Source organism: Terasakiella pusilla DSM 6293 (assembly GCF_000688235.1).
Classification (GTDB): domain Bacteria; phylum Pseudomonadota; class Alphaproteobacteria; order Rhodospirillales; family Terasakiellaceae; genus Terasakiella; species Terasakiella pusilla.
Genome location: NZ_JHYO01000015.1, coordinates 90,867 through 109,594, shown reverse-complemented (window position 1 = coordinate 109,594; position 18,728 = coordinate 90,867). Strand labels below are relative to the sequence as shown.

19 protein-coding genes are annotated in these 18,728 nt (G+C 51.7%); 11 read left to right on the top strand and 8 right to left on the bottom strand.

Annotated features, from left to right (window positions below; translation table 11 throughout):
- The 3 genes from Q397_RS0111900 to Q397_RS22250 form a co-directional block, all read right to left on the bottom strand.
- A partial coding sequence (locus Q397_RS0111900; RefSeq protein WP_028879616.1) for an IS1182 family transposase occupies positions 1-236 on the bottom strand: 236 nt, incomplete at its 3' end.
- A 93-nt stretch (positions 237-329) separates the two neighbouring features.
- On the bottom strand, positions 330-647 hold the full coding sequence (gene ppnP / locus Q397_RS0111895) for a pyrimidine/purine nucleoside phosphorylase (RefSeq protein ID WP_028879615.1): 318 nt from the start codon (positions 645-647) through the stop codon (positions 330-332).
- A 93-nt stretch (positions 648-740) separates the two neighbouring features.
- A complete protein-coding gene (locus Q397_RS22250) occupies positions 741-1,058 on the bottom strand; it encodes an EamA family transporter (protein ID WP_205618826.1) in 318 nt (105 codons plus the stop codon).
- A 144-nt stretch (positions 1,059-1,202) separates the two neighbouring features.
- Between Q397_RS22250 and Q397_RS25410 the strand changes: the two genes are divergently transcribed.
- The 8 genes from Q397_RS25410 (at position 1,203) to Q397_RS0111855 (ending at position 7,279) form a co-directional block, all read left to right on the top strand.
- Positions 1,203-1,625: a transposase gene (locus Q397_RS25410; RefSeq protein ID WP_240475067.1), complete on the top strand. Its 423-nt coding sequence runs from the start codon at positions 1,203-1,205 to the stop codon at positions 1,623-1,625.
- Positions 1,510-1,992, top strand: coding sequence for an IS5 family transposase (locus Q397_RS25405; RefSeq protein ID WP_240475068.1), 483 nt, complete (start codon positions 1,510-1,512; stop codon positions 1,990-1,992). The genes Q397_RS25410 and Q397_RS25405 overlap by 116 nt, the downstream gene beginning before the upstream one ends.
- 402 nt (positions 1,993-2,394) lie before the next feature.
- Complete coding sequence (locus Q397_RS0111880) at positions 2,395-3,504, top strand: polyamine ABC transporter substrate-binding protein (RefSeq protein WP_028879612.1); 1,110 nt, start codon at positions 2,395-2,397, stop codon at positions 3,502-3,504.
- 76 nt (positions 3,505-3,580) lie between these two features.
- Positions 3,581-4,678, top strand: a complete 1,098-nt coding sequence (locus tag Q397_RS0111875; protein ID WP_156950705.1) for an ABC transporter ATP-binding protein — start codon at positions 3,581-3,583, stop codon at positions 4,676-4,678.
- Between the two features lie 8 nt (positions 4,679-4,686).
- Positions 4,687-5,586 carry an ABC transporter permease subunit gene (locus Q397_RS22245; RefSeq protein WP_240475066.1) on the top strand — a complete coding sequence of 300 codons (900 nt, stop codon included), beginning with the start codon at positions 4,687-4,689 and terminating at the stop codon, positions 5,584-5,586.
- The gene (locus Q397_RS0111865; RefSeq protein WP_028879610.1) at positions 5,583-6,383 is read left to right on the top strand and encodes an ABC transporter permease subunit; all 801 of its coding nucleotides are present in this window, start codon (positions 5,583-5,585) and stop codon (positions 6,381-6,383) included. The genes Q397_RS22245 and Q397_RS0111865 overlap by 4 nt, the downstream gene beginning before the upstream one ends.
- 204 nt (positions 6,384-6,587) lie before the next feature.
- Positions 6,588-6,962: a type II toxin-antitoxin system RelE/ParE family toxin gene (locus tag Q397_RS0111860; protein ID WP_028879609.1), complete on the top strand. Its 375-nt coding sequence runs from the start codon at positions 6,588-6,590 to the stop codon at positions 6,960-6,962.
- Positions 6,959-7,279: a helix-turn-helix domain-containing protein gene (locus Q397_RS0111855; RefSeq protein WP_028879608.1), complete on the top strand. Its 321-nt coding sequence runs from the start codon at positions 6,959-6,961 to the stop codon at positions 7,277-7,279. The genes Q397_RS0111860 and Q397_RS0111855 overlap by 4 nt, the downstream gene beginning before the upstream one ends.
- Position 7,280: 1 nt before the next feature.
- Here Q397_RS0111855 and Q397_RS0111850 read toward each other — a convergent pair whose 3' ends face one another.
- From Q397_RS0111850 to Q397_RS0111840, 3 genes are read right to left on the bottom strand one after another with little or no spacing between them, the layout of a single operon-like run.
- Positions 7,281-7,616, bottom strand: coding sequence for an AzlD domain-containing protein (locus Q397_RS0111850; RefSeq protein ID WP_028879607.1), 336 nt, complete (start codon positions 7,614-7,616; stop codon positions 7,281-7,283).
- A complete protein-coding gene (locus tag Q397_RS0111845; protein ID WP_028879606.1) occupies positions 7,609-8,340 on the bottom strand; it encodes an AzlC family ABC transporter permease in 732 nt (243 codons plus the stop codon). The genes Q397_RS0111850 and Q397_RS0111845 overlap by 8 nt, the downstream gene beginning before the upstream one ends.
- Entirely contained in the window at positions 8,337-8,867 is a 531-nt protein-coding gene (locus Q397_RS0111840; protein ID WP_028879605.1) for a helix-turn-helix domain-containing protein, read from the bottom strand. Before Q397_RS0111840 ends, Q397_RS0111845 begins: the two co-directional genes overlap by 4 nt.
- 594 nt (positions 8,868-9,461) lie before the next feature.
- Between Q397_RS0111840 and Q397_RS24180 the strand changes: the two genes are divergently transcribed.
- The 3 genes from Q397_RS24180 to Q397_RS0111825 all read left to right on the top strand — a co-directional run bounded on the left by Q397_RS24180 (position 9,462) and on the right by Q397_RS0111825 (position 12,270).
- Positions 9,462-10,655 carry a peptidoglycan-binding domain-containing protein gene (locus Q397_RS24180; RefSeq protein WP_051609955.1) on the top strand — a complete coding sequence of 398 codons (1,194 nt, stop codon included), beginning with the start codon at positions 9,462-9,464 and terminating at the stop codon, positions 10,653-10,655.
- A gap of 65 nt (positions 10,656-10,720) precedes the next feature.
- Positions 10,721-11,353 carry a CPBP family intramembrane glutamic endopeptidase gene (locus Q397_RS24175; RefSeq protein ID WP_028879604.1) on the top strand — a complete coding sequence of 211 codons (633 nt, stop codon included), beginning with the start codon at positions 10,721-10,723 and terminating at the stop codon, positions 11,351-11,353.
- Positions 11,354-11,391: 38 nt separating this feature from the next.
- A complete protein-coding gene (locus Q397_RS0111825) occupies positions 11,392-12,270 on the top strand; it encodes a radical SAM protein (protein WP_028879603.1) in 879 nt (292 codons plus the stop codon).
- A gap of 3 nt (positions 12,271-12,273) precedes the next feature.
- Here Q397_RS0111825 and addA read toward each other — a convergent pair whose 3' ends face one another.
- Positions 12,274-15,705: a double-strand break repair helicase AddA gene (gene addA, locus Q397_RS0111820; protein WP_028879602.1), complete on the bottom strand. Its 3,432-nt coding sequence runs from the start codon at positions 15,703-15,705 to the stop codon at positions 12,274-12,276.
- Positions 15,702-18,704 carry a double-strand break repair protein AddB gene (gene addB / locus Q397_RS0111815; RefSeq protein ID WP_028879601.1) on the bottom strand — a complete coding sequence of 1,001 codons (3,003 nt, stop codon included), beginning with the start codon at positions 18,702-18,704 and terminating at the stop codon, positions 15,702-15,704. Before addB ends, addA begins: the two co-directional genes overlap by 4 nt.
- Positions 18,705-18,728 lie beyond the last annotated feature (24 nt).

Below are 18,728 nucleotides of genomic sequence, written 5' to 3'. Positions count from 1 at the left end.
AACTGACGCTCGGAGCGAATGCCAAAGAGATAACCGACCAGTAAAGCCTTAAACAACATAGTCGGATCAAGCGGAGGTCGACCATTATCGGCGCAATATAAAGGCGCCACTTTGTCGTGAATGAAACTGAAATCAATATGCGCATCAATTTTGCGCAAAAGATGGTTGGACGGAACCAGACTATCCAGACTGACCATCTCAAGTTCCGTTTGTTGAGGACCGCGTTTTTTAAGCATTCCTCATTGAATCACAAAGGCCTCGCCAAGGCGAGACCTTTGTCAGCAATCTGAGGCCCACCGTTGAAAGGCGGGCCTGTTTACTGTCCGGTTTTAGGCTGTGATGTAAGAACAGCAGTAGTCCGTGACGTCTTTGACTTTAATGTCAAACGACGCATTGGCAGGCACGTTGAAAGTCTGGCCTTTGGTAAAGGTTTGCCAGTCTGTTTCACCGGGTAGAAGGACGTCAACTTCACCTGCTTGTATGTCCATAATCTCGGCTTCGGCTGTCCCGAACGTGTACTCACCGGGCATCATGATCCCCAGTGTTTTTTTGGACCCGTCTGCAAACAGGACGGTACGGCTGGTGACGTTGCCTTCAAAATAGAAGTTGGCTTCTTTAACCAGTGTCACATTTTCAAATTGGCTCATGTTTTGTCTCATTGTTATCGCTAAAACTGATGCTCCCTTGTATCACAGCCTTTTGCGCTTTGAGAGAGTCAAAATAACCGTTGAAGCAAGTTTCTAGGGTTTGACGGGACCGGGTGTCAGGACGGGCTTTATCTTGGGTTTGGCAAACATCACAATGTTGCCACCAAGGGCGAGGCACAGGCCAAACACGGAGAGGACGGACCATTCATATCCTTCCACAAAGGTTGAAATCGTCAGCGCCACAATGGGGAAGAGAACGGTGGTATAGGCCGCTTGTGCAGAGCCGATGCGCGCCAGTAACATCAGGTAGGCTGTAAACCCCAGAACCGAGGCCGCAATCGCGAGATAGAAGAGCGCCACCCAGTAGCTTGTGTGACTGGGGAGGCTGATCTCTATCCCTGTAATCCCCAATGCGCAGGCCAGTATGACTTTCGGTGTGATTCAAAACGCGGGCATTGAGTGTGTTAAACAGCGTTGTAAGCTAGGCTCAGGGCCTATTAATTTTCTAGCTTCATCAAGCTGATTGTGATTCATTCAGATCAGGAGGACCTGTTTATGAGTGATCATTTTTGGCTGAGTGATGAGCAGCTAAAACGTATTGAACCTTATTTCCCTTTATCTCACGGCATTCCTCGTGTGGATGATAAACGCGTGATTTCAGGGATCATTCATGTCTTGAAAGGGGGACTTCAATGGCGGGATGCTCCAGCAGATTATGGGCCTCATAAAACGCTCTATAATCGCTTTATCCGTTGGAGCAAAATGGGCATTTTTGACAAGATATTTGTCGGTCTTGCAGCTGATCAGGATATTCCAGAGCATCTTCAAATTGATGCACCACATCTCAAGGCCCATCGCACGGCTGCCAGCCTGCTCAATCTCCCTCACTTCGTTCGAAGAGACGATGAAAGGGGATGTTCCCGGTCGTATCGGGCGAACAAAAGGCGGACTAAACTCCAAACTTCATGCGGTTTGTGACGGTCAGGGGCGACCTGTCGTCCTGCTTTTATCAGAAGGGCAAATGAGCGATTACAAAGGGGCTAGTTTAATTGTGGATGCCTTGCCACCTGCCAAATGGGTGTTGGCGGATCGTGGCTACGATGCCGATTGGTTTCGAGATGCCTTACGAGAAAAAGGGATTAAAGCCTGTATCTCGGCAAAAAAGAACCGAAAGCAGAAAATTAAATTTAACGGCAAACTTTATAAACAGCGGCTCAAAGTCGAGAATATATTTGGGAAACTCAAGGATTGGCGACGTGTAGCAACCAGATACGACCGTTGTGCTCATACATTCTTTTCAACGATCTGCATCGCTGCGTCGTTGATCTTTTACCTCAATCAATGAGTCCTGACCCTAAAGTACCGACTATCACCACAGCAGAAGTTCATAGACTATGTGAAGACAAAGATGTAGATATTTCAGAAATGGTTGACCTATTAGAAGTCTACCCTCGCAATATTGCAGCAGGTCTAAAAGAATTATTTTCATGAAAATACTAACAAAATCTTAAATGCCGGAAAAACACACTGAATCCTTTTTCCCAAACTAACCAGCCACAACTCCCTCCCTCCCCCTCCACCTCCGCCAAAACCACGTGAAAAAATCGTTGTTTTAAATATGAATTTTCATTTGACATGGGGCCTCTGTTTCCCAATATAGACGTATCCGTTTTCCCTCCCGAAGCGGTTGGTTTTATTTTGTATTACGCCTCTGTTGATACGTTCCGGAGGTCGTGTGGAGTTTTCAATGTCAGTACTGAAAAAATGTTGTGCAGCGGTGGCTGTGACCTTGAGTGTTATTTCTTTTTCACAGGCTCAGGCCGAAGAAGAGAAAGTGCTGAACGTCTATAACTGGAGCGATTACATCGCTGCAGATACCCTTGAGCGATTTACCAAGGAAACCGGCATCACGGTTAACTATGATGTGTATGACTCCAACGAAATGCTGGAAGCCAAATTGATGGCGGGCAAATCCGGCTATGACGTGGTTTTTCCAACCGCACTGCCGTTTGTTGCCAACCAGATCAAAGCGGGTATTTACCTGCCTTTGGATGAAACCAAACTGCCGAACATGGCTAATATTGAAGACGGTGTTGCCGCCAGCCTCAACAAAGCAGATCCGGAATTGCTGAAACATGCTGTGCCCTACATGATCGCGGGCACGGGTGTGGCGTACAATGTGGATAAGGTGAATGAGCTGGCCCCCGGTGCGCCGGTCGATAGCTGGTCTTTGATTTTTAACCCGGAATGGGCGAAAAAACTAAGCAGCTGCGGCATTTCCCTGCTGGATGACCCAACCGAAGTCTTTGCAGCGGCCATGGTCTACCTTGGCAAAGACCCGAAATCTGAAGATCCGGCGGATTTAAAAGCAGCCTCTGGCGCAATTGAGGCCATTCGCCCATACATTCGCTATTTCCATTCTTCCACCAACATCAACGATATGGCAAACGGTGACCTGTGCGTCTCTCATGGCTATGGTGGGGATATGATCCAAGCGCGTGACCGTGCGATTGAGGCCAACAATGGTGTCAATGTGGTGGTCTTCTTGCCGAAAGAAGGCGCACAAGTGGTGATCGACGTCATGGCGATCCCGGCAGATGCCCCGCATCCGGAAAATGCCAAGAAATTTATCGACTTTATGATGCGCGCCGATGTGGTCGGTCCGATCACCGATGCGGTTGGCTATGCCAATGCGATCAAAGGCTCGACGGAATTTGTCTCTAAAGAACGTCAAGCCGATCCGGTGATCTACCCGTCTGAAGAAACACGCAACGCGTTTTTCAGCCTGCCGCCAAAATCACGTGGCTACATGCGCCAAATGACCCGTGAGTGGACACGCCTGAAAACAAACCAGTAACACACAACCGACAGGCCAGCCCCTTTACCGGGGGGCTGGCCTGTCTCTCTTATCTTCTTGTTGGAGAATTCAGTCGTTGGATACACAGCCCTTTATCCGCATTGAAAATGTTACCAAAACCTTTGGGGAAGAAGTTGCCGTCAACAACCTCTCCCTTGATATCGGAAAGAACGAGCTTTTTTCCCTCCTCGGCGCGTCAGGTTGTGGCAAGACCACCCTGTTGCGGATGATTGCAGGTTTTGAAAAACCCACCAGCGGGCGCATCATCATTGATGGTGTCGACCTGACCAACATCCCACCCTTTGAACGCCCGGTAAACACCGTTTTTCAGTCCTACGCCCTGTTCCCGCACATGACGGTCGAACAAAATGTCGCCTTTGGCCTGAAACAAGAAAAAACCCCCAAGTCAGAAATTGAAGACCGCGTCGCCAGTATGCTGAAAATGGTCGAACTGGAAGGCATGCGCAAACGCAAACCGCACCAGATGTCCGGCGGTCAGCGTCAACGTGTGGCCTTGGCCCGCGCCCTGATTAAGCTGCCGAAAGTCCTGCTGCTGGATGAACCGCTTGCCGCCCTTGATAAAAAACTGCGTGAACGCACCCAATTTGAGCTGGTGAATATTCAGGAACTAACGGGCATTACCTTCATCATGGTCACGCACGATCAAGAAGAGGCCATGACCATGTCGTCACGCATTGGGGTAATGAACGCGGGTATGCTGCAACAAGTCGGCACACCCAGCCAGATTTACGAATATCCGCACAGCCGTTATGTCGCCGACTTTATCGGGGAAGCCAACATCTTTGAAGGGATCCTGCAAAAAGAAGACGAGTCCAACGCCTATATCGAATGTCGCGAACTGGGTCAGGACTTCAGCATCAAACGTCATGACTTTGCGGAAAATAACGCCCCCGTTGCCGTCATGATCCGCCCGGAAAAAATGCGCATCACCCTGGAAGAAGAAATCAGTGACGAGCTGAACAGCGTTGCGGGCACCGTTAAAGACATCGCCTATCTGGGCGATATGTCCATTTATCACGTGGAACTGGAAAGCGGGCGTGTGCTGCAAGCCTCGCAACTGAACTTCCAGCATACCGCGGAACGTAAAATCACATGGGGGGATGAAGTGCTGCTTTATTGGCATCCGGACAACGCTGTGGTGTTGGCGCAATGACGGGGCTGATGTCAAAAACGGCAAACAAGCTGGGACGGTTAAGCGTTTTGCTGATCCCGTTCCTGTGGATGACCGTTTTTTTCCTGCTGCCGTTCCTCATTCTGCTGAAAATCAGTTTCTCCCAAACCCGCACAGGCATCCCGCCTTATACGGAGGTCTTTGAATGGGCGGGTGGTCTGCTGTTTAAAATCCACGGCACGATGGAGAACTTCTATTTTCTCATCTCCGACAGTCTGTATTTTGCGGCCTACACCAACTCCATCAAGATCGCGGCGATCTCGACGTTGATCTGTCTCCTCATCGGCTATCCCATGGCGCTTGGCATTTCACGCGCCAGCCCAAAGGTGCGCAATATCCTGTTGCTGCTGGTGATTTTGCCGTTCTGGACGTCTTTCCTTATTCGGGTCTATGCATGGATTGGCTTGTTGAAAAATGAAGGATTGATCAACCATCTTTTGATGGCGCTTGGCATCATTGATCAACCGCTTGTCATGCTGCATACGCCTTTTGCGGTTTATCTGGGGATCAGCTATTCCTACCTGCCCTTTATGGTCCTGCCGCTGTATGCCAGTCTGGAAAAGATGGATTATTCCTTGCTGGAAGCGGCAGCCGATCTGGGGGCCAAGCCGATGCAGGCCTTCTTGTCCGTCACCATCCCGCAATCCATGCCGGGGATTATCGCAGGCTCCATGCTGGTCTTTATTCCGGCAATTGGGGAGTTTGTGATCCCTGACCTGTTGGGTGGGGCCAACACGTTGATGATCGGCAAAGTCTTGTGGAATGAATTTTTCCTCAACCGCGACTGGCCGTTAGCTTCCGCGGTGGCGGTGATTATGCTGGTCATCCTCGTTCTTCCCCTCGTTTTATGGCAACGCCACCAGCAAGTGTTGGAGGAACGCGACCAATGAGACTGCGTACACCCGGTTTCGTTTTCAGCGCCATGGCGTTTGCCTATGCGTTCTTGTATCTGCCGATCTTGGCGGTTGTTGTCTATTCCTTCAACGAGTCAAAGCTGGTCACGGTTTGGGGTGGGTTTTCCACCAAATGGTATGGCGAGTTGTTTCGCAACGAACAGCTTTTGGGCGCGGCTTATCAAAGCTTAAAAGTCGCAGCGATCTCCGCCACCTTTGCCGTGGTTCTGGGCACGCTGGCTTCCATCGCGATTGTGCGCTTTGGGCGCTTTCGTGGCAAAAGTATGTTGCAAGGCGTCCTTGCAGCGCCGCTTGTCATGCCGGAAGTTTTGTTGGGCCTGACCATGCTGATGCTGTTTGTCGCCATGGAACAATTGATCGGCTGGCCGGAAAAACGCGACCTGACGACCATCTCCATCGCCCATATTACTTTTTCCGTGGCCTATGTGGTTGTGGTTATTCAATCGCGCTTAAAAACCATTGATCGATCACTGGAAGAAGCCGCCTTGGACCTTGGGGCGCGCCCGCTCAAAGTCTTTATGCTGGTGACGTTACCGTTAATGTTTCCCGCCCTGCTATCAAGCTGGTTACTGGCCTTTACTCTGTCTATGGATGATCTGGTTATCGCCAGCTTCACCTCCGGTCCGGGTTCAACCACTCTGCCCATGGTGGTCTTTTCCTCCGTACGTCTGGGCGTCAACCCGCAGATCAACGCCCTGGCAACCATCCTGTTGCTGCTGGTCATCATCTGCGTCTTCGTCGTCAGCCGCTTGATCCGGCAGGAAAAACGATAGACTACACAAAGCTCAAAACAAAAGGCCGCGCGAGGGATAAACTTCGCGCGGCCTTTATTGTTTTTACGGCAAAAATCAATTAATAGATGATAATATTAATATATTTACACGTGATCAAATTTAGAGTTAATTTCAGCGCCCCCTTTCAAATATGCCCATTGCAAAACATACTGCCGAGTAGTATAATTCAGACAGGAGCTAAGGTTGCGCATCTTTAAGTCAAAGTGGTTTAAAAAATATACTCGCAAACAAAACATTCACAATGACCAACTGATTAATGCCGTCAAAGATGCCAACAATGGTTTGATCTATTGTGATTATGATGATGGTTTAATTAAGCAACAAATCCCAAAACCAGGAAGAGGGAAAGCGAAAGGACATCGTACTATCATCGCGTTTATCAAATGCGATAAAGCATTTTTTATCTATGCTTTTGAAAAGAACGCCATTGATAACCTTACTCAAACGGAAGTGACCGAATACAAAAACCTTGCAGAAATCTATCTGTCCATGGACGATAAAAGTATCGAAAAATTGCTAAAAGACGGCGAACTAATCGAAGTGGAAAATGAACTATGACCAGAAAATACAAATCAGACGCCCTAGCCGCCCTGCATGAAACTGTAGAAGGTTTGCACAAGTCGGGCGTTATAAACAAAGCGACGCTCAAAAAGTTTGACGACTCCTGTCTGGAGCCAATACCCGAATTTACCGCTGAGCAAGTCAAAGCCATCCGAGAAAAAGAAGGCGTCAGCCAGGGCGTTTTTGCACGATATATGAATGTGTCCATTAAGACTGTTGCTTCATGGGAAGCACAGAAACCCAAGAAACCCAGTGGGCCGGCTGCCAAACTCCTTGATGTGGTAAACCGTAAAGGGCTCGAGGTGCTGGTATAACTTACCCCAACAGCACCACCGCGCCAAACACCAAGACACCCGCAAAGACGGGCCAGCCGAGTGATTGGGTGAAGCGCCAAACGACGTAGGTCGCAGCCACGCCCAATAGAGTCGCAATCCATGTGGTCGGGCTGGGGTGGGACGGGATCAACGATACCCCAAACATCCCGGCAATCATCAAAGGGCCAAGGACGCTTAGCCATGTCGGCATTTCCTCGATCGCTTCTTCGGCCTTGCGCCGTGCCAAATGGCGCTGCATCCACAGCAGTGGCACAAGGCGCATCAAAAACGTGCCCAGCGCACAGATTACCAAAACCATCCAGATGTCATTACCCATCGTTTTTACTCCCTTGGCCCCAAATGCCTTTCATCAAATGATAGAGAACCGCGCCGCTGACAGCGGCCAGCGGGATCGCTGCATTGGGTAGCCCCAACAGCTTTAAGGTAAAGGCCATGCCGATGGTAACAGCCAGCACTAAGGTCCAGAGCCGTGAATTAAAGCGCGGTGCCAGCAAAACCAGAAACAGCGCAGGCAACGCAAAGGGCATCACCTCACCCAAAAAGGGCCAGCGCGTGGTCAATTCTTCGCCCGCAATCGCGCCTAGGGCGGTTCCGAAAATCCAACTAAACCATGCCAACAAACTGACACCGGCGTACCAGCCCAACCGTGCTTCCTCCGCCATCTTGGGCAAGCGAACGAGGGCAAGCGCAAAGATTTGGTCGGTCAATCCATGCATCATAGCCGGCCACCAACGGCTAGGCGGCAAATAAGCGGCGATATTAGGTGCATAGACCAGATGACGCGCATTGATCAACAGGGTCATGACGATCACCAACCACAAGGGCGCGCCTGCCGCCACCATCGCCACAAACAAAAACTGTGACGCCCCGGCATAAACCAAGGTGGAGATTAAAATCGTTTCCCAGACCCCAAAACCCGATTGCAACGATACCAGCCCAAACGAGATGGCAACGGGGATATAGCCCCCCAACAGAGGAATGCCATCTTGCAGTCCCGCTACAAAGGGGGCTGGACGGCTCATCACTTTTTCCGTGCTCATTCTGTTGCCCCTCCTTTCGCATATACAATGGTGACCATGACACTCGCCCAACTGTCACCAGCCCGATAGACATGGGGTTGGTCGGCATGAAAGAGATGTGTTTCACCCGCGCGCAGGTGTTTCAGGTTATCCTGCGGCCCGACTTCCAACTCCCCGCTGATCACGGTAATCGCCTCGATCGTGCCGACGGAATGACCCTCGGCTTCGCGTTGAGTATGGGGCGCGCAAGACATCCAATAGACATCCACCGCCGGATCATCCATCCCCTGATCAATCAAGCGCAATTCCACATCACGATCATTGATTGGACCACTGACCGGCGCAATCAAAGTGCTGAACGGCACTTTCAACTGGATCGCAAGACGCCAGATGGTGTCCAGCGTCGGGTTGCCATTGCCTTGCTCAATGCGCGACAAATTGGATTTTGCAATCCCGGCCTGAGCTGCCAATTGAGACAGAGACAGCCCGCTTTTCTGGCGCAACTTCTGTAAATGCCGCCCCAATGTATTGACACCCGGCTTATCCATACCCGATCCTTGCTCATAAAATGTTCTATATATAGAACGTTCTATAAAAAGAACACCGAACTGTCAAGTCCGCTGTTTTGCCGGACAGTGAGGCCATAAATTTACATCACTTGAAAAAATCCCCCCAAACCTGCCATAGTCCTCAGCAGAATATTCAAAGGTCTAAAAGATGCCAGTTTAATCGGCACCAGAAAGTTCTCTGTTTTTTTGTCATAGCGTGTTGTGATCGTCCTTCATTTCATCACCAACTTTATTCTCTTCGGGCTGATGGCGCTTGAGTCTCCGGCGTGGAATTGATATCAGAAGCTTAAAATTTTTAGGATGACCCAATGCTAAACTACGACATGCCTATATGTCGACCTAAAAAAGTTGTTTAAATTCAATTCTATAATTGAACTTATTACTTTTTCATGGAATCATATGTTCTTTATTTGTTCTTTTTGATTAACTCTGTTCAAGAAATGAAGTAACCATAGTTTTAGTCAACAGGAGAAGTGCGACCAACTGGTCCCTTCTCCTGTTTTCTTTTGAGCAAGCCGTGCTCCGATTTTTCGGAAGCGCGGTTTTTTTTATGTCTAAATTTTGGAGGAACCCATGAATTGGTTATCTGGCGCTGCCAGCAGTTTTGGTAACTTATTTGATGTGGGAAGCACCGTAAGTTCTTCCACCAATATTAATCCTGATGATGTCGTGAAGACTAAATCCGCCCTGAATGCGGTTGGAAATTACGAAATCCCTTCTTTCGGCATTACCGATATTCCTGATAATCAGATGATTGATGGCTTGAAGAGCTTTCAGCAGGAGAATGGCCTTAAGGTTGATGGTGTCATGAAACCCAGTGGCCCAACAGCGACCACACTGGGACAAACACTGGCCAACAAAGGGGTCACAAATACTGACCTTATAGAAACCGCAAAGAAAGTGACACCTAAACCAAAAACAAAGGTTGACCCTTTAACCGGATTACCTGATCCATTGGCTAAACCAGTGAAAGGTAAAATGCCAACGGCAAAACAATGGGAAAAAGTCGCGAAGCTTCAAAACCAGAAACCTAAGACCGCAATCATTCCAAAAGGCAAAAGCGTGCAACAACGTATCCAGTCCATGATGACGGATAAACGCTATGGCGATCAGCATGACACACGCCTTCGTGACCATGTAACTAAACAGTTTGAAAGAGCGTTCTCAGGGACGCTTCAATATGACGAAACAGGAAAGATGGTACAACCAGTTACAGCCATATCGCCAGATCAGGTAGAGCCTTTTGATCCCGACGGTGAACTGAATGCAAGCAACCAAAATAATACTCCAGAGCTTTCCATAAACCAAGAAACAACAGGGAAAGGAAAAATCAAAGACCTGTTCAGTTTTGAGAGCAGTGTAGGTAGTACTGAAGAAAACAAACCTGACGACCTGAGAAAAGTGAAGAAAATGCTCACATTATTCGGTCATGCTGATCCCAACACACCTGATAACGATCCACAGGCATTGGATACTTCCATCAAACGTTTTCAGGTGGCTAACGGCCTGAAGGTCGATGGGATTTTAAAGCCAGATGGAGAAACAGCAAAAGCAATGCAAGGAAAGATCAAAAATCTTGCGAAACAGTATGCCAAAGCAAAAGGAGCATCCGCACCTGATGACCAAGACGAAGATGAATGGTTGGATGATGAAATGAACCGCGAAGACGATACAAGCTTGTGGGAAGATTTCCTTAATTGGCTCTCAAGCCTGTTCTCACCAGAGCGTATTCCTGATGGACCAATCATTAACCCACCCCGTGGATAACTATAAATAGGTGACAATAATTCCCCTTCCCATAATATTGGGAAGGGGAGTAAGGATAGAAAGATATGGCAATTACAGATAACATTTCAGCATTCATATTATTGATGCTGTTTTATATAGGATGGATCAAGTTTCCAATTACTGGGGATGCCATATATCTGGCCGATTACCTAATCCGCATCGTGATGTTAATTTTCATTTGGCGGGAACGGTCTGTACTTCTATCTAAACCCAATTGGCCATTATTTCATATGTGGCTCGCCTTTCCGGTTGCGTTAATTGCATTTATATTTTTGCACCAAATGCTGATCTCATTTGAGTTCATACATGATGTAAATGATTATTTCCCAGAACCAAAAACTTACCCCCCCATCAAAAACGTTTATCTTTTGGTTTTCGATATGACGATTGGGTTGCTCCTTGTTGCAATTACAGAGGAATTTCTATTCCGATATAAACTTAATGAAGTCCTAAAAGGGAAAAGCTTCAATCTCCCGTCACGATATCTCATTACATCCATTCTTTTTGCTTTAATCCACGCCCCTCAAGGTATCACTGCGCTTATTGAAACCTTCCTTTGGGGGCTTTTATTCTTTTTCCTTTATCAGAAATCCAAATCGCTTCACTTCGTGATAGTCATACATTTCTTGACCAATTTCATTATCTTTGGCCTCATGGCACTTGAGCGTTTTTTGTAAATTTGTTATTCATCGCCTTTCTTTTGCAGGCTTCACAAATGCTAAACTACGACATGCCGCTGTATCGCCCGCCGTCTGAGGGGAATAATTTGATTATTCAGGCGACGTTGGGGTGTTCGTTTAATCAGTGTTCCTTTTGCTCCATGTATAAGACGAAGGACTATCGCGCCCGTCCGCTGGAAGACGTGTTTGCCGATATTGAACAGGCGGCGCGTGTGTGGCCGGAGGCGCATCGGGTGTTTTTGGCGGACGGGGATGCGCTGACCCTGCCGATGGACAGTTTGCGTGCGATTTTGGATAAGCTGCACGCCTGTTTCCCTAACCTCAATCGCGTATCGGCTTATGCCACGCCGGGCAATATCTTAAAGAAAACCCCGGCGGAGCTGGAAGAATTGGCAGCGCGCAAGATGCCGTTGTTTTATGTGGGTATCGAGTCCGGTGCCCCTGTGATGTTGAAGAAAATCACCAAAGGCGCCAGCCAGAAAGGGATCGCGGATGCGTTGCTAAAGGCGCGTGAGGCGGGGTTGAAAATCTCCGCAACCGTCATCTTGGGCTTAGGCGGGCAAAAATATTGGGAAGATCATATCGACGGCACGGTCGAGCTGTTGTCCCAAGCGCCTGTTAATTATCTCTCCACCCTTCAGCTTTATTTGGAAGAGATCGCCTATGACGAGTTTATGACCAAGTTTGGCGAGCCGTTTGAGGCGCAAAGCGACCTTGCGATCCTGAAGGAGCTGGAACGTCTGCTGGTCAACATCAAACCGCCTGCACCTGTCATCTTCCGGTCCAACCATGCGTCCAATGCCTTGGCGTTGGCGGGCAATTTGCCCAAGGATCAGGCCCGTCTGGTCGCAGAAGTTCAAGGCGCAATCCGTGGGGAAAATGCCATTCGCCCCCGCTTTATGCGCCGCCTTTAAGGGTTAGAGATACTCTTCCGGTATCTCCATCAGCTTGGGCGTGTCGGTCCAAAGCAACACGCAGCGCACGGGGCGGTCCGGATAGATCGCCTGTAGCGCTTGGCGATAAGAGCGCATCTGGTTGATATAGAGCGTCGGCACTTTTTTGACCGTGCGCGGCGGCGGGCGATTGGTTTTATAGTCAATCACCACGATCTCGTCGTCTTTGATCAGCAGGCGATCCACTTGCGCAGACAGCACGCGGCCTTCCACAACCCCGACAATCGGCACTTCGGCGAGGGAGCCGGGGGCAAAGACCTCGGCAAAGTCCGCATCCTTTAAGACGCCCAGGGTTTCGTCGCAAATCTCTTCCTGCTGCTTGTCGCTCAGGTCCAGACTGGTGCCGGACAGATAGGTGCGCGCTGCGTCCTCGCGCTCGCTTTCTTGCAAGTCGGGCAGGGTTTGCAAGAGGGCGTGAATGATGTTCCCGCGTTTAAAGCGATAACCATGATCTTCCCCAAGGGGCGATCGGGTCGCAGGTTCGGGTTCTGTTGGGCGCGAGGGAGCCAGCGGGCGTGGTGGGGTCGGTTCTTGGCCCGGGCGCGATTTGGCCCAGTCGGGCAGGGGCAGCTTTTCCAGCTCCAATCGTGCAGGGCCGCTTTCCGGCTCCACCAATTTTTCCTGTGCACAGGTCAGACGCAGGATTTCATCCTCGTCACTTTCTTCACAACTGTCGAGGAAGGGGTCGTTCAGTTTGTCTGCAACACCGTCCAGACCGCCTTTGATCATATTGTACCAGCAATTTTCAGGCGGTGATTTTTTGGTTTCCCACCCACAGACATAGAGCCTGTCTTCTGCGCGGGTGAGGGCCACATAGAGCAAGCGGCGATATTCTTCATCACGCTTGCGGTTGAGGCGATCCTTCTCGGCCTTGGACAGGTCTTCCATATATTCGGATTTGGGCGGCCAGAGGAACAGTTCTTCGCCATCATCGGGGTCACGCGGCCAGAACATCTTTGGCCCCATGGATGGGCTTTGCATGGTATCGGGCATAAAGACGATGGGCGCTTGCAAGCCCTTTGCGCCATGTACGGTCATGACCCGGACCGCGTTCTGGTCGGCTTGTTCCAAATCCCGTTTGACCTCGGTTTCTCCCGTTTCCAGCCACGCAAGGAAGCCTTCCAGCGACGGCGCGTGGCTGCGTTCAAACTGTAGCGCGAGATCAAGAAATTCGTTTAACGGATCATCAGCTTCCACCCCCAGGCGGGAGATCAGCTTTTTGCGTCCCTCAAGGGCGGTCAGGATGTAGGTATAAAGTTCAAACGGGCGTACATAGTCGGTGCGGCCCATCAGGTCGGCAAGGTAATTATGGGCCTGATGGAAGCGCAGGTCCGATTTTGCCCGATCACGCAAGGCCGACCACAGGCTGCCTTTGCGTTTATGGGCAAGGTCAAACAGGTCTTCTTCCGTCATCCCTAGCAACGGCCCCTTAAGCACGCAGGCCAGTTGAAGGTCATCATCCGGTTGCAGCAAAAATCGCCCAAGCGCGACCAAATCCATGACCGCCATTTGTTCGTTCAGGACCATCCGGTCCACCCCAGCGACAGGGACATTCAGTTCTTTTAAGGCACGCACCAGTTCTTCGACAAAGCCGGATCGCCTGCGCACCAGTACCATGACGTCACCTGCCTGAATGGGGCGGTTCTTGGCCTCCAGCGTTTCATTGGATAAAATCATCTTATGAATGCGCTTGGCTATAAGTTTTGCTAAACGTGCGCGCGGGCTATCGACCTGTAGACGTTCCACAGGGGGTTTCCACGCCGTGCCGGGATCAGCCGCACTGGGGCGGATGGCGGGCCAGACCTCGACTAATCCGCCATCTTGGGCGCGCCATGCGTCATGGCGGATGGTGTCGTTGATCTCGACCCCTTGGGCAAGGGCAGGGTCGCTAAAGATGGCATCCACGGTTTGCAGCACCGCGCGGGTGGATCGAAAAGACACCGTCATCGGCACTTCACGCCAGACCTGCTGGGCTTGCGGGACGTGGGAGGCGAACAGGTTTTTCATCCGCTCAAACTCGGTCGGGTCTGCACCTTGGAAGCTGTAAATGGATTGCTTCACATCGCCGACGGCAAAGATGGTGCGCACGTCTTCTTCGTCCTTGGTGCCGGTGCCGACAAAAAATTCTTGGGTCAGGGCTTCGATCACGCGCCATTGATCGGGGTTGGTGTCTTGGGCTTCATCAACCAAAACATGTTCAATCCCGCCATCTAGTTTATAAAGTACCCACGGCACGGTGTCGTGGGTCAACAGGTCACGGGTTTTTAGGATCAGATCGTCATAATCCAGCAAGGCCGCGCCGCGTTTATATTTATCATAGGCATCCAGCAAACATTTGCCGATACGCAACAGGGCGTTGGTGGTCTGCAAGGTGACAGCCGCGCGGATGCGCCCGTGGGTGCGATAAATCCGTTCAGCCTCGACCTGCATAATATCGACGATGGCAGGGACGGAAGTGGCAACGCCCTTGGTGTAGAGCGTGGCCTTAATTTCTTTGTCGGTTTTCTTCAAAAACGCGCTGCTGTAGTCCTCAAACCCGCTGATGCGTTCTGCTTTTTTACTGTTAAGCCACGTTGCCAGCGTTTGCGCGCGTTCTTTATCGGTTTTGCCGCCTTCAAAAAGGGCTTCAACCGCCACATGCAGGCCCAAGGCATCAAAACTATCTTGTTCGCAGGCCTTTTCAATGATTGTTTCAGGTGTATCTGTGGGGTGCAGGCCCATCAGGTCGGCAAGGCGGGCGACCAGTTTGCGCACACCGCCATGATGATCCAGCACGCGGCGCAGACGTCCGCGCTCAGATGCCAGACCGCCCATCAGTTCGGGGAAGGCGGTTTCGTGGATATGTCCGGTCACAACGCGCAAGGCGTCATGCAGTTCCGGCGTGCGGCCCAAGCGCGCATCCATCAAAATTTCGTCCTGCGCTTTTTTTAACAATTCCGCGGCAGATCGTTCGTCCATCACCTGAAAGTGCGGTGCCAGTTCGGCTTCTAAGGGGAAGCGGCGCAGCAAGGATTGGCAAAAAGCGTGGATGGTCTGGATTTGCAAGCCACCGGGGGTGTCGAGCACACGGGCGAACAATTGGCGCGCCAGAATAAATTCATCCTTGCTTGCCGGACGGGTCAACAGGTCGTGCAAGGCGTCTTCCAGGCTTTGGTCTTCCATGATGGACCATTGCCCCAGCTTGTCCGCAATCCGGTTTGCCATCTCCGCAGCCGCTGCCTTTGTAAAGGTCAGACACAGGATATGTTGCGGATGGGTGCCTGTCACCATGAGGGACAGCACGCGATCTGTTAAAACCTTGGTTTTACCTGTCCCGGCATTTGCCGCCACCCAGACCGATGCCTTGGGGTCAGACGCTTGGCGCTGGACGATGTTGGGATCAAGAAATTGGGTCATTCGTCCTCTCCCGGCGCAGCGGTTGACCATTCTTTGACGCGGGCCAGATGTTCATAATCCGAATATTTGGGCGCATGTTCGGGGTTGGGGCGTGACCCGTAGGGGGCTTCCACATGGTCATAGGCACCGACCAAGCCTTTTAAGCCTTCCAAGGCTTCTTCCGCCGTTTGGGCGGGGTTGTCGGTGGCGGGTTTACGTTCCCCTGCCACTTGTGCGCCGCGCAGACGCCAAAATTCCAGCTCTTTTACTGTGCGCGGGCCAAATTGGGTAAAGCCACCTTGCATGGCAATTGCTGCTTCAAGGGGCAACTGCGGGGCAAAGCCGGCCTCAACCTCTTTTTTACTGGGCGGTGTGCCGGTTTTGTAGTCGATGATCGATAGTTCACCATCTTTAAACAGGTCCATGCGATCAGCCTTGGCCGCGATCTTAAAGGGACCGGCAGGCCCGTCAAAAGTGATGCTGCCTTCCAGTTCGGTATAGCTTTTGGCGATTAGGGCGCGGCGGCTCTGTTCCTGTTCAATAAACCAGTCGCAGATACGTTCAAAGCGCGGCCACCAAAAGGCCCAAATGCCGGGGTTATCCAGTTCGGTGCCAAACACGTCACGCCCAATCGCGCGCAGTTCACGATCGGCGTTATCAGGTAGGTCTTTGGGGTATTTTTCCATAAATATTTCTAATGATTCATGGATAATATTACCATAATCGGCGGCGTTAGGGTCCGCGTCAATATCATCTAATGCCCTGATATTCAGGATCATTTTGGCATAGAGGCCATACGGGTCGCGCATCCACTGTTCAACACTTGTGACATACATCTCGCGGGGGCGTGCAGACACAGGCGGGCGCGGGGCAGGCGGGCTGACGGCCTGAATTTTGGCGACATAATCAAGCGCGGCTTGCCAGTTGAGCCACCCGCTGTGGCCGCTAAACTGCGCAGCAACGTCTGTGCCGGACAGGCGATTTTCCAGGCGTCGTAGCCAGCGTGAGCGTACGGTCGGGGTGCCGTCCACACGGTCGGATCGGGTGATGATTACGCGCGGGGCGCAAAAGTTTTGGGTAAAGTCATGGGCGGTTTGGCCGATCAAAAATTCCGGCTGGGGCAAGCCGAAATCGCGCATCATCGGGCGGCTCATCCACGGGTTTGCGCTGACATCCGGCGGCCATGTACCTTCGTTCAGTCCACCCAAGACGATCAGGTCAGCCGTTTGCAAACGTGCTTCAAACAGACCAAGGATGGCAAGACGCGGATGGGCGCCAAAGCGCGGGCGCACGGCCTTGCCACTCATCAGCGCATCAAACAGAGCGGGGTAATCATCGGGGCTAAGTTCCCCAAATCCGCCGGTGGCCTCGCGCAGTTCGGAGATAAAGTCTGCCGCGCAATCGCCTGCTTCACCGGCCCAGAGGCGCTGGACGCCACTGTCCAATTCAGTCGTGGCAAAGGCTTCTGCGGCTTTGACGTGGGCTTCCAGTAGTTTGATCAGGTCGGTCTTGCGCCGCTTCATGACTTTGATCAGTGGATGCAGGGCTTCTTCGATCTGGTCTAAGAGACTGCGTAGATCAGACAGGGTCTTTTTTTGCGTGGTGCTCAGGCGGCTAGTACGTTTGCGCCAGTCAGCCTCGCGCCGATCAAGGGCATGGCGCATGCCGTCCAGTCCAACACCGGGGCGCGGACCCCGCAAAATGCGTAGTTCCAGTTGGCGCACCAGACGGCGAAAGACCATGGGGTTTTGACCTGCCGCACTTAACGGATGCTTACACAGCGCCAGAAAGGGGATGGGGGCGAAATCTTCCGCGACACATTGCGCGAGCAGGCGTAGGTATGTGCCGCTTGGGCTATGCTGTAACGGTGTACCGGCAGAATCGTCAATCTCGATCCCCCAGCGGCGTAGCTCAGACGCCACGCGGCGTGCGAGGTTTCGATCAGGGGTGACAAGGGCGGCGGTCTGTCCGGGATAAGACAGTTCGCGGCGCAGCATCAGGGCAATCGCGCCCGCTTCTTCAAACGGGGTGGGGCAATCGACGCGCTCCACACCGTCCAGCACGTTTGCGACCGGATGATCCAGCGTTCGCCATTTATCCGTTGTCTTGGCGGGCAACATGGCTTCAGACAGCAGTTTTGCGCGCACAGGGTGGGAGCCTTCAATGCCATCGCAGTCCCAATCCAGCACTTCATCGGGGGCCATGCGCAGGCGGTCCAGCAGTTGTTTAAGACCATATTGCGGGTGGGTCGCTTCAAGGTTGGCCCAGTCATCGCTTGCCATGAAACGATCTAGGCCCGGCAGGACCACACGGCCCTGAGGCAGGCGCGCGATACAGGCCAACAAGGCCCCGACAGCAGGGATACTGGCGGTGGAGCCCGCGGCAATGATGGGGCCTTGCGGCGGGGTTTCTTCCCAGACGCGGCGTTGGGCGTCCAGCAGGCGGTTACGCCGATCAGCCGGATCGATCACGCCTTCACTTTCTAGAATGACGGGCCAGTGGTCGGTCAGGATTTTTAAGAAATCCAGCGTGATGTTCCAATGTTCGGCGTAATTTTCCGGCACAAGGGTCTTGAGATCGTGAAAGGCCAAGCCTTCCGTATGGACTTGATCCAGCAGGCCCGCCAGTTCCCCTGCCAATTGGGCGGCTTGGTCGGCGGTGGTTTTACCTTCTTCAAAGCTCAGGATCAGGCGGGTGAGCAAAAGCTGACGGCGCAACGGGGAAATGGCGGGTTTGATCGCGTTGATCCCGCCGATATCTTTCCATCCGGTCAGCGCCAGTTCATCTTCATCCAGATCGCCCAAGGGGTGCATGCGCGGCAACAGCAACGGCTTGCCCATGGAATGGCGCAAAAACGCATCGCGCACGGTTCGGCATGCCCGTCGGGTCGGCAGCAAAAGCGTCACGCTGGAGAGTTGTTCCGGTCGTTCCCCAAACTCTGCCATAATGCCGTGGGCCAACGCATCCGCGAAGGACACATTGGGTGAAATACTGTAAACATGAGGCGCACGATTCATCATGAAACGTTTGTAATGGGAAAGGAA